Here is a 14,490-nt window from a genome sequence, read left to right as displayed (position 1 = left end):
AATTGATGCAGCCAAGATATTAAAAATCCTGTTACTCCTATAATGTCAATACCATGAACAATCATTATTACAGTTTAAACATCATTACAGCCATCAACGGATCACCATATTTTCAGTCCCATTGCCCATGGTTAATGATAACAACTCAACTTTAAGCTATCATGATGCCTGGCCTGGCTGTGGAATAGTTCTTGTGTAGGTATAGCATCATTAGTAATACAAATACGTTCATACTATTATGAAAGATCTTCCTCAATTTAAAGTATATCAACCCAATTCAAAAGAGTTCCACATTTGCCTGGAAGCAGGTAGCATTTATTATTGCTGGTGGAGTTATTATCCGCCATCGCAGGACAACCGCTTTGCACGTAAGGTTACGCGGTTAAGGGATATATCGCCAAAAGATATTCCGCGAAAGCAGGTTTACGACCAGGGAACTTATACGGTAAATAAGGGTGATAATAAAGGAAGTGCAGAAAAGAAGCTAAAGAATGGTATAAAAAACAGATCTTTTTCATTCATACTGGATGGTAAAAAACTAAAGGGAAGATTCATTATTAAGAAGACCCCGGGAGGCACTGTGATACAAAAATTCAAGGATAAATTTGTTGAAGAGGAAGATGTGTTTGGCGGGGATCTAAGCAGAACAATAAGCCTGATGGTTCCGGATTACGACCCCAAAAAAGTAAAGCTGAATTCAACAAAGGAGAAGAAAAGTTCACCCCGGGCTGAGAAAGTAAAACTCCCCGAGCCTGAAATAACAATTGCTGAAGAAGAAGACATCACAGCTGATAAAAAGATAGGAAAAACCTCTTACCATTTTACGTTCTACAGGTCAGAAGATGCACCCGATCTTTGCCTGATAACCAATGCAAAACATGAAGTGCTGGTTCTTGAACAAACCCGGGATACATGGAAGGTTTTAAAAGCCGCCGGAGGTGTTGTGTTGAAAAAGGAAAAAGAGTTGATTAAACATGCTGCAGCCCTGCAAGAGCAACAATAGCGCAAAAAAAATAAAGCGGACAAAGCCCGCTTCACTTCCAGTAATATGCTGATTCATCAAATAATACCATTTTGCATCACCCGATGCTCAACATCAACTTGCGTTTCATAGTTAACGGATTAATTTTCTAAGGATAAAAGTTCTGTTCTATGATAGGCAATAAGGATGCCAAACTATAAACACGGGTTTAAACTACCCGTTTCCATTATATTATTTATCTTGGTAAAGATGCCGGGAACTGGTCAGGGAGATAGATGGATCAATGATCCGGCTGTTGAAGTAATGCTGTAATTCTAAACTCTTTCTATATGAAAACAAAAAAAATCTGGGCCAATTTTAGTGTACTTAATTTAGAACGCACCACCCGATTCTACAAAAAACTGGGATTTCGCCCTAACGGAGCCTCAGAACAGCTAACCAGTTTCTCCTTCGGCGAAGACAACTTTATCATACATTTCTTTTTGAAAGACGTACTGGAACCCAATATGAAGGGGCCTGCGATTGATGCCAGAGCCGGTAATGAAATTATTTTCACGCTTTCGGCAGATAGCAAAGAAGAGGTGGATTCCTGGGCAACAGCCGTGCAGGATGCCGGTGGAACCATAGTGTCCCAACCGGAAGCATTTGGAGCCGGCTATTATGGATTCGTATTTGCCGATCCGGATGGTCATAAATTCAACGTATTTTATATGTAGTGGGAAGACAGCGCGTAGTTTATCATGATCAGCCCGCTGAAAATGTGCTTTCTCCTCCCCCGGATCTGCATTTACGTTAAACCATTAAAACATTCAGGAAATGAAGCGTTAAGAAACAGCAGGTATACTCATCTTAATGACCTTAATTCCTTAATGTTTTTCTGTCAAAGTTGATATCAACCTGTCTATCAGGATCCCTTTAAATAACTCCTTGTAAGGAGGCTCCCTTTTCACCCAACCGGTCTACCCTGCGTTCCACAGCCGGATCTTTTATCAATGCGGGCGCATGGTGAGGTTTGGTACGGGCGTCGATGATCAATGGTCCCCGGCATCCCCAGTGTTTAAATTGGGTGAAACTGTCAACCCCATAAATATCATAAGCCGGATTACTGCGGGTAAATGCTACCCAAACCAGGTTATCATCTGTGGCGGCAGTGAAGCCTGCATCATCAGCTATTACAATCAACCGTATCCCGGTAAGAGAATCGGCGGCAATATGTTTTGTCCAGTTTTCTATGATCGTTGCTTCCTGCGCATAATTTGTAAATGCCGCGCCATCTACCACCATAACTCCAGGTAAAGCCATTTTTGCATGGGTAAACGGTTGTGGTAAACTGATACCTGCCGGGAGCTCTTTAGCCAACTGATGTTGCGGAGCACCCACAGCTGCGAAAACTACTTTCGAGCCTGCATTCAACCCATCACCGGTATAATCCAAGGTATCGATAGTGGTATTGGTTTGGAAATGCACATCGCGGGTCCAGTCAATACGTGCTAATATATGACTCAAAAAGCCTGGTACGTCATGAATATCTAACCCCGGATCGTCGGCATAAGAAGCTATGAACAGGTATTTGGCCAGGCTTAGCTGGTTCTTTCCCAATATCTGGTTAGCTATGGTTAAGAGCTCCTGCGGACGTTCTGTTTTCTGGTAAGGAGTATAACGTTCACTGCCTATTGCAAATAACAACGGATGAACGCCTGCTGCATCTACTGCATGTACCGCATGCAGGCCGTTGATCTCCTGCGGAATGGCAGCACCGGTTATTTCATGGATCAATGCACCAAAACTGGTATCTTCCTGGGGCGGGCGCCCTACCACAGTAAACGACCAGATGGGATTTTTTTTATGGTATACCTTATGCACTTTCATCAGGGGAAAAGGATGCGTCAAGGAGTAATAACCTATATGGTCTCCAAAAGGCCCCTCCGGCTTATTCTCGTTGGGATATACCGTTCCCGTAATTACAAAATCTGCATCAGCAGAAATGCAAAATCCTTCTTCGTCATAGAAGTAACGAAAGCGCCTGTTACCCAGCGCTCCCGCAAAGATCATCTCAGACAATCCTTCAGGCAATGGCATTACCGCCGATAAGGGATGTGAAGGCGGACCGCCTACGAAAATTGATATTTTTAAGGGTTTACCTAAAGCATTGGCTTTGGTTTGGTGCACACCAATACCCCGGTGCAGCTGGTAGTGTAAGCCAATTTCTTTATTAGCAATATATTCGTTGCCTGAAAGCTGGATACGGTACATACCCAGGTTGGCATGCATAATACCCGGTTGCATTACATCTTCTGAGTATACCTGCGGCATGGTAACAAAGGCACCACCATCCATGGGCCAGTTTACCACCTGTGGCAGTTCCGAAATGGTGGTCTGCCCATACAAGATCGGGGCATTGGCTCTTTTTTTCCAGGGCAACGCCCCCAGCGCAGTCATAGAAGAGCCGATATAACTTAAAGGTTTTTTGAGCACCGACATGGGGTTCATCTTTACATCTACCAGTTTCTTCACATGATCCAGCGAGTCGCGAAACATAAAGCGCGAACGATCCAGGGTTCCAAAAAGATTGGAGACTGCGGGAAACCGGGAGCCTTTTATATTTTCGAAAAAAAGAGCAGGCCCCTGCACATCGTATACCCGCATATGGATGGCCGCCATTTCCAGGTAAGGATCTACTTCTTCTTTTATACGTACCAGGTGACCATTTTGTTCCAGGTCTGTAACACATGCCGCCAAACTGCTATACCCCATAATGCTTTCTACAATTTGCGGCAAAAATAGAATTAAAATCAGCTCGGCAACACATTATCATTATTGCTGTAAATACCATGATTTCCCTGCATTCGTCGACCAAAGCATACTTTTATCTACCAATATTAAAAATATTGACAGAGGAGCTTAACTTTACGATCATTCAAAACAGGCTTCTTGACAAACAGACTTCAGGCGCTCCGACCCTTATTTTACTGGCTGATATCCTTTAGCCTGTTGCTGTTTATTTACGGTACCGCCTATGGAAGCTACGAACTCGGAATAGTGGTAGTTCTGATACTGTTACCGGTACATATGTGTTATTTCTCTCTTATTTCAAATTGGATATTGCCCCGGTTTTTCTTTCGTGATAAGTATATTCAGACTTTTTTGCTTTTGCTGCTTACGATGCCGCTGATCGCAATCCTATACCGGTTTGTGGAAGTGTACATTACCAATCCCTATATATTTAAATTTTATACGATACGGGACAGCAGCTTTACCTGGCCATCGCTCAGCCTGTCCAGGTGGAAACAACTTACTCACCCTGGTGATTTTGTAAACGCGATAGAGCGAACCAATACTGTAGCCTGGATATGTGTAACAGTTAAGCTATTCATTTTATGGAATGAGCGGAAGCGGGTTCTGTTGCAATCAGAACTTAACTTTTTAAAGGGACAATTACATCCGCATTTTCTTTTTAACTCGTTAAACAATCTTTATGCGCTTTCATTAAACAATTCACCTCAAACCCCGGAGGTGGTGCTAGGGCTATCCAATATACTCCGGTATGTTTTATACGAATGTACCAGCGAGCAGGTATTATTAAAAAGAGATATTGAGATCCTAAGCAATTACATCAGTTTAGAAAAACTTCGCTACGAAAAAAGATTAGAACTAAACGTAAATATGACCAGTCCTGCAAATGATCTAAAAATTGCACCCCTGCTCATGTTACCTCTTGTAGAAAATGCTTTCAAACATGGTGCCGCCGAAACTACCGAAATGCCCTGGATCAATATTGATTTATATATTCATGAAGACACCATGATATTTAAGGTAGCCAATAGCAAACCAGAACAACCCGTCATAAATAATAGCAGCCCGAAATTCAATGGCATAGGCTTACATAACCTGCAACAAAGACTGGACCTGCTATATCCGGGAAGACATACATTCACTTATTTAAATGAAGCAGACTGCTTTATTGCCGAGTTAAATATTCAGTTATATTTAAAGGGTAAACATTCATAATGAAGATCCGCACGGTAATAGTTGATGATGAACCCCATGCACTGGAAATTATCAGGAGATATGCAACGCATATACCAGAGCTTGAAATCATAGGTGCCTGCAGCAATGCCCTGGAGGCGTTTCAAATGATACAAAATACCAGGGTAGACCTGATATTCCTCGACATAAAAATGCCACGCCTTTTGGGGACAGATCTTGTCAGGAGCCTGAAATCGCCCCCGCTGATCATTTTCACTACCGCTTACCAGGAATATGCCATTGAAGGTTTTGATCTGAATGCCATAGATTATTTACTAAAGCCGGTTCCACTTAAACGCTTTCTACAGGCTATTGATAAGGTCAGGCATTTTTTAAGCGCAGACTTTAAAACCACTCAATCGATTGAAACCCCTGCAGATGCGTCAACGCCGCCCGTTGCTCATTACCTGTACATCCGTGTTGAACGCCGGCTTCTAAAGATAAACACCAGCGATATTTTGTGGATCGAAAGCATAAAAGACTATATCAAAGTAGTGACCGCGGATAAATCTTTTCAAACCAAGCAAAAAATCAGTGTAACCGAAAAACTGCTTCCCCTTGGTGAATTCATGCGCATTCACCGGTCCTTTATCATACCTGTAAACAGGGTTGAAGGTTATAACCCTAACCATATTGTTATTTCAGGCACTCAGATTCCTATCGGACGTAATTATAAACAAATCTGCGCACAACAGTTCAATCCCGACACCGGGTTTTTATACCGGCCCCAGCCGGAATAGACCAGGGAAATTACAAACTGCTATAATTGCCTGAAGCGGCACTTAGCTATTATATGTTCATTAAAAAAATGCCCGTAAACATCCGTCTACAAAACCTATCCTTTGCCGCCTAAACAGCGTATACATCGCTGGTATTTGTATAGATATTAAAATAATCTCAATCTTGCATCTCCTTAGCGCAAGGAAATAAAAAATGGTACTTACATTCTGTTCGCATCCCGCGAAAAGCCCTTGAAAGCACCATACACAAATTTTTTAAAAAACAGGTAACAAGAGCATGACGCCCTGGCTGGCCCACCCGCAGGATGGTTACTGCTGCACGGTTACCGCTGTTTACCCGGCGGTAATTCTTTACCTGTTCAACCACTATTTATATCAAAAAGAAAAAATGAAATGGATACATTAAAAGAACCTTTGTACAGAAGCTACCAGGGGGGATATTTCAGGTCACTGATTACACCGGAACAAACGGGTAACCTGTTCTCATTACTTGAATTTACATTGCCGAGAGGTGCTGAACCACCACCCCACATACATACCAATGAAGATGAATCCTTTTACGTGCTTGACGGGGAGCTGAGCGTTACTATTGCCAATCGCTGTACCACGCTAAGAAAGGGCGATGCCCTGTTTGCTCCACGTAATATTTCTCATTCGTTTAAGATCATTACAGGTCAGGCCGTCTTTATTAACCTTATAACCCCAGGTAAACTCTGGAATTATTTTATAGAATTCAGCGAACCTCTTGAGTCTTTACCACAAACGCTTACCGTTCCCCGGGCGCCATCAGCTGAAAGGCTGAAGGCAATGCTGGATGTGACCACTAATACCTACCAGATAAATTTTATATAACCTTTAAACAAACAAAAAATGAAGCAAAAAATCTATTACCTGTTTTTCACAATTATGATTCTTACAGCCTGTTCGGACAAAGAGTCGATTTCGGCTGTTGATTATAAAGTGAACGAGCAAAACTCTGCAATTGAATGGAAAGGCAGTGCACCTACCCATTTTCATGAAGGCGCTTTTAAAGTATCGGGCCATCTTCAAACCGATGGAAAAGGTAAAATAACAGGGGGAGACTTCACCATTCCAATTGCCAGTATCAGCAATTTTGATCTCACCAATGAAGCTGAACGGGAAGCCTTGTTAAATCACCTGAAAAGTCCTGATTTTTTCAACCTCGCAGTTCATCCCGATGCCAGCTTTCATATAACGAAGGTTGAGCCCTATAGTCAAACCGGCTCAAACGCTAATATGATGATCACCGGCGACTTTACCATGATAGGGCAAACTCACAGCATAGAAATCCCTGCCGTAATCAAAACAGAAAAAGAAAAAATTTCTGCAGAGGGCAGCTTCAAGCTAAAGCGTCTTCAATGGGGAATGAATAGCTACAACGATCCGGAGCAACAGCTATACATTCTTCCGGAGGTAGATATTAAACTGAAACTCCATCTTAACAAATCAACTTCTTAGCCGCCTGACGCGGGCATTCAATGGCAGGACGATCTGCCAACAGCCTGCTCCGGCAACCAGGAGCAGGCCATTTTTTATGAATCAAAACAAATCCTTTATGACAAAAAGCAAGAGCCTGATAAAATTTTTATGCCTGGCAGGCTGGCTTATTTTTACTATCTCCTGTAAAAAGAATGATACCCATACCGGCGCCGGTCCCTCAGTTCCTTTAAAAACTATGCCCGGTCAACCAATAGGTGTGGCAACGAAAGCCAGCATTGGTGTCAATGGCGGTTCGATATCCATACCCGATCAGTACATTTCGGTCCGGGTACCTGCCGGCGCTGTTGACGCCGAAACTGAATTTTCGATTCAGGAAATCCAACCTAATAGTGCAGTTGCCACCGGGCGCTTATTCCGGATCTTACCAGAAAACATCACCCTTAAAAAACCGGTCGAAATCACTTTTAAATATACAGATGCCGATATTGCCGGAACCGATGCGGCGCTTCTTTACCCCTGTTTTCAAAGCAATGATGGATTATGGCATAAGGTATTGGATTGTGCCCTGGACCCCGCGGCTCAAACCCTGAAAGTTTCAACAACTCACTTCAGTGACTGGGGCATTTTGAGAGAAGTATCTATTCACGCTCCTAAAAATGAAGTAGGTTCCGGTGAAGAGATTGAATTAACGGCTCATATACTGGACGAAGACGTAGCCTCGGGTGTGGTTTTGGGATCTGACATAAAACGTGACCAGATCGTCGGCTGGAAAGTGGTAGCAGGCGGCGGTTCCATTTCAGGCGGAAAAAGTGCAGTTGTCAAATACAAAGCACCCGACACCGATAAAAAGTCTGAAGCGCTCATTGAAGTAACGGTTAAAAACCTTGTAAAGCGATCAGATCCCAAAAGGCCCGGCAACGGCGGATTGGTTATTGTAAGAAGAAAACTTACGATAATGCCCGAGGAATATGTAGTATGGACCATTAGCGGCCAGAAATGTACCGGTATATTTTTTAGTCTTGGCGTGTTCAATGGCCAGGCTATTATGACGGCTACCGCGGGTAATGATGCTATCTCTTTTCATACCAATGGAACAGTGTTGGGCAAATATAGTTTCGGCAAACTCACAGATCCTAAAAAGGCAACCTGCACGGGCACCTATCAGTTTAAAACCTATGAGAGCGATTACACCGAATGCGAAACTTTCGAAAAAGTATATGCAGAAGGCTCTATTGTTTTTGAAACATTCGGGGAAAGTGGCGGGGGTATTGTACAGGGTAGTTTCCAGGGTACGCTTTACAAGCTGGAAAATTGTGATGTTAGTGCGAGGAGTATGTATGGATCATTCCGAATACGGCGAACCTATTAAATTGTCTGCATGTTTTATTGCTTTTCGCAAAAGTCCGGAGCGGTTTAATGCCCCGGACTTTTTAATTAATAAGCATCAGTGCACTTACATGGATTGTGTTAGCACCATCTGCCCTATCCTGGTACGCTTTTCTAATCATATGATTAAGCATTTATACAATATCTTGCTACCAGCTTCTTATCATAACCCGAAATTTTGGCAATAAAATTCAGCAGTCCCAAGAAAGGTATCATTAAAGCGCCTGCACCGCCTGGTCGCATATCGCTTATATGGGAAATAACAGCCAGGGCCAACAAGCTCCTGGGATTACCCTTGTCGTCAGTTTGATTATCTCCGGCCAATCCATATAAAATATGCAGGGCATTTTCAAAACCTTCCGATCCAGGCTCTACAATCGTAGTAAAATGTACAGCTGCTGCAGTGGTGTTGGTAAAACGGTGTAACTGTCCCGGCTCTACCGTTAGCTGATGACCCGCATCAAGGACCAGGGTTCTATTTTTTAATTGAATGGTTAAAGCGCCGGAATGAACGATAAAGGTTTCAGAAAAATTCCTGTGATAGTGTGGCGGTGTACCTCCACCCGGCATTAACGTAACTTCCAAACGGGTTATACCGCCCTTTATATCTTTTGCAGTTTGTTTAAACGTAACCTGGTCTTTGATCACAGGATTTACAATTGTTCTTTCCATATAAAATATTAAAAATTTGAAATCGTTACAGGTCCGTTGCTTATCAATATCGCTTATCGCATTTTTGGCGATGAACAAGGTTTAGCTCAGCTGTTACTTACAGCCGGGCTAAGCCTTTACTCCGTCTATGTGTGTTCCGCTATGTTTCAGTATGAGCTACGAGATCCCAGGGCTTAGAGGGCCTTTTCCATGACAGCTATATTCCTGTTACCTATCGCTAAACGCTGAATTGTTGACCAGCCTAATTTCTCATACATAGGCCCGGCTGTGTGGGTAAACAAATATATCTTCTCAAATGCAAGGGCACTGCAATGATCCTGGATTTGTTTACAAAGAAGAATGCCATAGCCCCGGCCCCTTTCACCGGGTAGGGTGTACACCTGGGCCAGCCATTTTTTGTATACGTTTAGGTCAGGTTTATGGTTGAGCAGGCTAACATGGTTGTAGATCCCACCTGTGGCGACCGCTTTGCCATTTACAGAAAGGACCATTTGAAACTGGTAACTGTCGGCGGTTACAGCACGTAAATTATTAACGGTATCTGTTACTGGTATGCCCCATTCTGCCTGGTACCAGGCAGCGATTAACGATAATAGCCTGTAGTCATCAGAAGCTACCAATTTAATGTCAATACGATTCATGGTTCTTACTGCCGGGTTACTGAATATTTTGAAGTGTGGTAGTGGAAGCGGTATTGGTTACAATCTTTTTAATTTCCCCGGTAGGCAGGGGAATAACTGATACCAGGGTTGCGTCAGACTGTTGCTTTACTATACCTACACCTTGTGCCATCCAGACTGTTATCTTTTCGTTACCATTGGCCGTCTCCTGTGTATGACCGACCCTGGTAGTGATCGTTGTAGCCACTTCATAAGAAAAACGGCTGCACACAAAAGAACCTGCAGGAACTTTAATAGTTTCTACTTTGCCCGTTCCCGTTATATGTACTATTTCCTGCTTAACAGAGCCCAGGTTGCCATTATTTGTATATTCTATCAATTGCTCCTGCACCTGCGGACCTGAAACAGCAATTTTACCGCCGTCTTTTAAAGCATTGTCCATCACCATGTAGGCCGGGTATCCATTCACTACAGCTTTTGTCACTCTTACATTAGGCATCTGGTTAAATAAGGTTACATATTGGTACCAGGCATCCGGTACCTTTATTTCGGTATATGTTTTGCCACCGATAACAAACAGGTTATTGTTCAGGGTCATAGAAGCACCGCTTGCCTGTATCACTGACTGCAGGTTATAAACAGTGATGCCCGCCGAATCCCTGGTACCCGAAACGCTCTGTGTTACCGTGCCACCGGCGCCTCCGTCACTTTCAACACTATAAATATACTTCCTGTTTCCACCGGGAATAAAACCCGAAGTTTTATCAGAATTTTGCGGATCGCCCAAGTCTTCCACGGCCTGTTCGCAGCCAGTACCTATACTGATCATTAAAAAGAAAGCTACTCCAAGGCGAAGCAGGTTGTTAACTGATGGATAATACATGGTTGTTAGATTTTTACTTTATGCACAAATGTAGCCACGGGTATATGTCTTTTGAAGAACCGGCGCCGTAAACCAGCATTTGTTGCCCGATAACAGGATTGATAGATGTTTGACTATACTTTAAGATAGTCTTGTTCTTAACATGGCAATGATTAGAACCGGATTGTATGCAGATCCCGCCGCATAAGCTGGTCAGTTGCCAACAGAATACATCAAAATAACCAAACAAAAAAGGCATGTATTACCGGTACTTTCTGTTACCTTAGATAAGCTGTAAAAAGATTCGCATGAAACGATACCTATTAGTATGTTTACTTTTACCGGTTGGGGGTATAGCCCAAAATAATTTGCCGTCTGTTAATGATACTATTCAAAAAGTAGAAAATCATTTGGCACCTGATATTGTTTATGGTGAAACCGTTCCCGCTCTAAACATTGAGCAAAGAATGAAGGAGACAGGCGTCAAAGGATTGAGCATCGCGGTGATTAAAAACTATCAAATTCACTGGGCAAAAGGGTATGGTTGGGCAGATGAGGCTTCTAGTAGTAAAGTTACGAATAACACGCGTTTCCAGGCAGCTTCTATCAGTAAGAGCCTCAACAGCATGGGCATCCTTAAACTGGTAGAAGAAAAGAGAATAGATCCGGAGGCAGACGTTAATACACTTTTAAAGAGCTGGAAGTTTCCCTATGACTCTAATTCAGTTAAGACGAAAATCAATATCTATCATTTGCTGAGTCATACCGCGGGCCTTGGGGTTCACGGTTTTCCGGGATATGAGCGTGGCAGCAAACTACCGGTACTACAGCAAATACTCGATGGCCATTCTCCGGCCAATACACAGGCTGTAAGATCCCAATTTGAAGCTGGCACCAAATTACAGTATTCGGGCGGCGGCACTACCATTTCACAGCTGATCGTAGAAGATATTACAGGTAAACGGTATCATGAATATATGAGAGATGCTGTTTTGAAACCCCTGGGTATGAGCAACAGCAGTTTTGAGCAACCTATTTCTGACACGCTCAACCTGGCCACAGGGTATTATACAAATGGAAAACCCGTAAAAGGGAAATATCATATCTATCCGGAGCAGGCTGCCGCTGGCCTCTGGACTACACCAACCGATCTTGCGAAGTATATTATAGAATGCCAGCTAACCCTTAAGGGCGCTTCCCAAAAAGTATTATCTCCATCCATGATGCAAACCCGCATGACACCTGTTTTGGGCAAGGAGTCAGCGCTGGGTGTGGTGATTATTTCCCGGGGCGATCGTAGATTTTTTATTCATAACGGCGGTAATGAAGCTTTTCTATGTACCTCCTATGGTACTTTAGAAGGTGGCGATGGTATCGTTATAATGACCAATGGAGAGGATTTCTCTGTAATAAGCGAGCTCTTAAATAGTGTGGCCAGGGTATACAACTGGAAAGGTTTTTATACGCCATCAATCAGGAAAACTGTAACGGTTCCTGCAGATCAAATGGAATTATATACAGGAAATTACCAATTACCGGGTGATACCATAAAGGTAGCTTTAGTGAACAATGATCTTTATTTCCGTCAAAGCAGGTTTCCGGCAGTCAACTACAAAGCACGCTTTACAACCGGTAATGAGCTTGAATTTGCAGAAATCCCCGACGCAAAATTTAAGTTTATTAACGAGGCAGGTAAAAAAGCTTCTAAAATTGTTTTTCTCCAGGGTGGAAAAGATTTTGAAGCCATAAGAGTCGATTAGGCCTCAACACGCATTCCGGATCTGCCGTTGATTAAAACGCCATTTACCATTTCCATAATACCGCTATTAAGCATTTCTAAACAGGAAATAGGCGATCACCAATGTGATAAAAATATTAAAGGTTTGCGCACCCAGGAAGGCCAGTAAGGGTTTGCGGTTATGCGTTCCAAATAGATCCCTGAAATTAGTTTCCAGGCCGATACAGGTAAAAGCCAAGGCAAACCAGAAGCCCTGTATGCTTTTCAGCTGGGGCTTAACCGCTTCCGTTACCTCTGCGCTCACAAAGAAAGAAAAAATAACAGACACCAGTATAAAACCCAATACGAATTTGGGAAAGCGCTCCCATATAATTTTAAGCGTGGGCTTCTCCTGCTCACTAACGTCTTTTTTGGTGTAAGACCAGTAAATAGAAATAGCAAAAGCAGCAATACCTAACAATACGTTCTGGGAGAACTTTACAATCGTACTTATTTTCAGCGCTGTTTCGCCCACTAATGTGCCGGATGCCACTACAGCTCCTGTTGTATCGATAGTTCCACCCAACCAGGCTCCGGTCACTTCTTCACTCAGGCCTAATTGATGTGCGATCCAGGGCATAAAGATCATCATCGGCACGGCTGTGATCAATACCAGCGAAACCACCAGCGACAATTTTTTGGAATCGCCTTTAATAGCACCTGATGTAGCAATCGCTGCAGATACGCCGCAGATGGACACAGCACTGGAGAGCATCATGGTGAGCTCTTTATCTACCTTCATTTTCTTGCAAAGCCAGAAAGAAAAATACCATACTGAAAGTACCACCAGCAGGGATTGAATCAAACCCAAGGAGCCGGCCTTCAGGATATCGGAAAATATAACGCTGATACCTAACAAGACAAGACCAATTTTAACGAAAAACTCTGAAGACAATGATTGATAAAACCATTCGGGAAGTTTTACCAGGTTGCGGATCAACAGGCCTAAGAACAAACAAAAGATCACCGTTTCGAGGTTCAGGGTTTTAATGCCGTCATATCCACCCGCAACAGATGCCAGTATAGTGATAATATAGACTACGGGCAGCGACCGGGCGATTCCCTTAACCGGCTTGCCCATTAAAACAGCCCCGGCTATCGCCATGACATATACAAATAAGAAGAGGATCAATATCTTCAAAAAATTCTCAGCAGACAACACACCTGACAGCAGGCCTGCAGCATCAGCCCATTTAAAGGTGGGAGCCGCCAGCCGAAGCCCGAAAACAGTCACAACAATAATGAAGAAGCCTATAACTACAGCCGACCAATCTTCAGTAAGTACACTTGATTTTTTCATATTCATCGTTTCGCGAAACCTGTTTGTTGGTTCCGTCTATTTATTTTTGTTGAGTAAAGGATCCTGATGATCACTCTTATTTAATACGATATAAAGAGAATCCTTTCGATCATCCATTCCTTTTAATATAATGGTATTGGAATTAGGGCGAGCAAATTCCAGCACCATCTTTTCCTCCCTGTGATAGCGGTTCTTATTCATCAACTGAAGCAAATGATTGACCGTATCAGCTTCATAATAGTAAAACGTCCTGCCCTGCATTCCTGCAAATTCCCAGTCTATTTTTACATCCCTTGGCCATTTCGGCTCCTTTGAAAATGTTCCGTTGGCTTCAAGATGGTATCTTCTCAAATCCCCTCTCCAATCGAAATGCAGTTTTCCGTCGTAAGGTTCTCCCACCCTGGGATAGCTGCCTGCAGAAAACATGGCCATCTGCTGTGGTTTATTTACGTATCGCACCCCCATCGAAGACCATTTTTCAAAAATCACATCCTGCCACCTGGCTGTATCCAAAGGATTATAAGAATGTTCTATCCCGTTCCGTTTAAATTGGCTCACCCCGTATATACCACTTACATCTGCTAATCCCGGTGTATTGGGCAGTTTATAAAAATCATTCGTTCGCACAGCCTTTACTTCATACCAGGCAAATAAATAAACAGGT

14 protein-coding genes are annotated in these 14,490 nt (G+C 43.0%); 8 read left to right on the top strand and 6 right to left on the bottom strand.

Features of this window, described 5'->3' with window-relative positions; all coding sequences use genetic code 11:
• Window positions 1–238 precede the first annotated feature (238 nt).
• Both U0035_RS00335 and U0035_RS00330 read left to right on the top strand, forming a co-directional pair.
• Window positions 239–1,003 carry a hypothetical protein gene (locus U0035_RS00335; protein ID WP_114791335.1) on the top strand — a complete coding sequence of 255 codons (765 nt, stop codon included), beginning with the start codon at window positions 239–241 and terminating at the stop codon, window positions 1,001–1,003.
• Window positions 1,004–1,311: 308 nt separating this feature from the next.
• Window positions 1,312–1,698 (top strand): VOC family protein, encoded by a 387-nt coding sequence (locus U0035_RS00330; RefSeq protein WP_114791334.1) that lies wholly within the window; start codon window positions 1,312–1,314, stop codon window positions 1,696–1,698.
• A 199-nt stretch (window positions 1,699–1,897) separates the two neighbouring features.
• On the opposite strand, the gene U0035_RS00325 is transcribed toward U0035_RS00330, so the two are convergent.
• Window positions 1,898–3,760, bottom strand: a complete 1,863-nt coding sequence (locus tag U0035_RS00325; protein WP_245957738.1) for a UbiD family decarboxylase — start codon at window positions 3,758–3,760, stop codon at window positions 1,898–1,900.
• A 153-nt stretch (window positions 3,761–3,913) separates the two neighbouring features.
• Here U0035_RS00325 and U0035_RS00320 point away from each other — a divergent pair, with 153 nt between their 5' ends.
• From U0035_RS00320 to U0035_RS00300, 5 genes are all read left to right on the top strand, one after another.
• Window positions 3,914–4,990, top strand: coding sequence for a sensor histidine kinase (locus tag U0035_RS00320; RefSeq protein ID WP_211316447.1), 1,077 nt, complete (start codon window positions 3,914–3,916; stop codon window positions 4,988–4,990).
• A complete protein-coding gene (locus U0035_RS00315; RefSeq protein WP_170138309.1) occupies window positions 4,990–5,748 on the top strand; it encodes a LytR/AlgR family response regulator transcription factor in 759 nt (252 codons plus the stop codon). The genes U0035_RS00320 and U0035_RS00315 overlap by 1 nt, the downstream gene beginning before the upstream one ends.
• Before the next feature lie 393 nt (window positions 5,749–6,141).
• The gene (locus U0035_RS00310; RefSeq protein ID WP_114791331.1) at window positions 6,142–6,600 is read left to right on the top strand and encodes a cupin domain-containing protein; all 459 of its coding nucleotides are present in this window, start codon (window positions 6,142–6,144) and stop codon (window positions 6,598–6,600) included.
• A gap of 18 nt (window positions 6,601–6,618) precedes the next feature.
• A complete protein-coding gene (locus U0035_RS00305) occupies window positions 6,619–7,227 on the top strand; it encodes a YceI family protein (RefSeq protein ID WP_114791330.1) in 609 nt (202 codons plus the stop codon).
• Between the two features lie 97 nt (window positions 7,228–7,324).
• Window positions 7,325–8,578 carry a hypothetical protein gene (locus U0035_RS00300; RefSeq protein WP_114791329.1) on the top strand — a complete coding sequence of 418 codons (1,254 nt, stop codon included), beginning with the start codon at window positions 7,325–7,327 and terminating at the stop codon, window positions 8,576–8,578.
• A 143-nt stretch (window positions 8,579–8,721) separates the two neighbouring features.
• On the opposite strand, the gene U0035_RS00295 is transcribed toward U0035_RS00300, so the two are convergent.
• The 3 genes from U0035_RS00295 to U0035_RS00285 form a co-directional block, all read right to left on the bottom strand.
• Complete coding sequence (locus tag U0035_RS00295; RefSeq protein WP_162817894.1) at window positions 8,722–9,267, bottom strand: cupin domain-containing protein; 546 nt, start codon at window positions 9,265–9,267, stop codon at window positions 8,722–8,724.
• 173 nt (window positions 9,268–9,440) lie between these two features.
• Window positions 9,441–9,908: a GNAT family N-acetyltransferase gene (locus U0035_RS00290; protein WP_114791327.1), complete on the bottom strand. Its 468-nt coding sequence runs from the start codon at window positions 9,906–9,908 to the stop codon at window positions 9,441–9,443.
• 16 nt (window positions 9,909–9,924) lie between these two features.
• The gene (locus U0035_RS00285) at window positions 9,925–10,770 is read right to left on the bottom strand and encodes a TapB family protein (protein WP_114791326.1); all 846 of its coding nucleotides are present in this window, start codon (window positions 10,768–10,770) and stop codon (window positions 9,925–9,927) included.
• Between the two features lie 287 nt (window positions 10,771–11,057).
• On the opposite strand from U0035_RS00285, the gene U0035_RS00280 reads away from it, so the two are divergent.
• A complete protein-coding gene (locus U0035_RS00280; protein WP_114791325.1) occupies window positions 11,058–12,509 on the top strand; it encodes a serine hydrolase in 1,452 nt (483 codons plus the stop codon).
• Between the two features lie 66 nt (window positions 12,510–12,575).
• On the opposite strand, the gene U0035_RS00275 is transcribed toward U0035_RS00280, so the two are convergent.
• Window positions 12,576–13,826, bottom strand: coding sequence for a YeiH family protein (locus U0035_RS00275; RefSeq protein WP_211316446.1), 1,251 nt, complete (start codon window positions 13,824–13,826; stop codon window positions 12,576–12,578).
• Window positions 13,827–13,862: 36 nt separating this feature from the next.
• The gene (locus tag U0035_RS00270; protein WP_114791323.1) at window positions 13,863–14,453 is read right to left on the bottom strand and encodes a hypothetical protein; all 591 of its coding nucleotides are present in this window, start codon (window positions 14,451–14,453) and stop codon (window positions 13,863–13,865) included.
• Window positions 14,454–14,490: the final 37 nt, after the last annotated feature.

Origin of the sequence: Niabella yanshanensis, from assembly GCF_034424215.1 — a bacterium.
GTDB lineage: Bacteria > Bacteroidota > Bacteroidia > Chitinophagales > Chitinophagaceae > Niabella > Niabella yanshanensis.
The sequence above is the reverse complement of the archived record's forward strand: the minus strand, read 5'-3'. Positions and strand labels throughout refer to the sequence as shown.

What these genes read in the sequence shown, in the direction of transcription:
- U0035_RS00335 (WP_114791335.1), top strand. Translation starts at nt 239, where the DNA reads ATGAAAGATCTTCCTCAATTTAAAGTATATCAACCCAATTCAAAAGAG.
- U0035_RS00330 (WP_114791334.1), top strand. Translation starts at nt 1,312, where the DNA reads ATGAAAACAAAAAAAATCTGGGCCAATTTTAGTGTACTTAATTTAGAA.
- U0035_RS00315 (WP_170138309.1), top strand. Translation starts at nt 4,990, where the DNA reads ATGAAGATCCGCACGGTAATAGTTGATGATGAACCCCATGCACTGGAA.
- U0035_RS00310 (WP_114791331.1), top strand. Translation starts at nt 6,142, where the DNA reads ATGGATACATTAAAAGAACCTTTGTACAGAAGCTACCAGGGGGGATAT.
- U0035_RS00305 (WP_114791330.1), top strand. Translation starts at nt 6,619, where the DNA reads ATGAAGCAAAAAATCTATTACCTGTTTTTCACAATTATGATTCTTACA.
- U0035_RS00300 (WP_114791329.1), top strand. Translation starts at nt 7,325, where the DNA reads ATGACAAAAAGCAAGAGCCTGATAAAATTTTTATGCCTGGCAGGCTGG.
- U0035_RS00295 (WP_162817894.1), bottom strand. Translation starts at nt 9,267, where the DNA reads ATGGAAAGAACAATTGTAAATCCTGTGATCAAAGACCAGGTTACGTTT.
- U0035_RS00290 (WP_114791327.1), bottom strand. Translation starts at nt 9,908, where the DNA reads ATGAATCGTATTGACATTAAATTGGTAGCTTCTGATGACTACAGGCTA.
- U0035_RS00285 (WP_114791326.1), bottom strand. Translation starts at nt 10,770, where the DNA reads ATGTATTATCCATCAGTTAACAACCTGCTTCGCCTTGGAGTAGCTTTC.
- U0035_RS00280 (WP_114791325.1), top strand. Translation starts at nt 11,058, where the DNA reads ATGAAACGATACCTATTAGTATGTTTACTTTTACCGGTTGGGGGTATA.
- U0035_RS00275 (WP_211316446.1), bottom strand. Translation starts at nt 13,826, where the DNA reads ATGAAAAAATCAAGTGTACTTACTGAAGATTGGTCGGCTGTAGTTATA.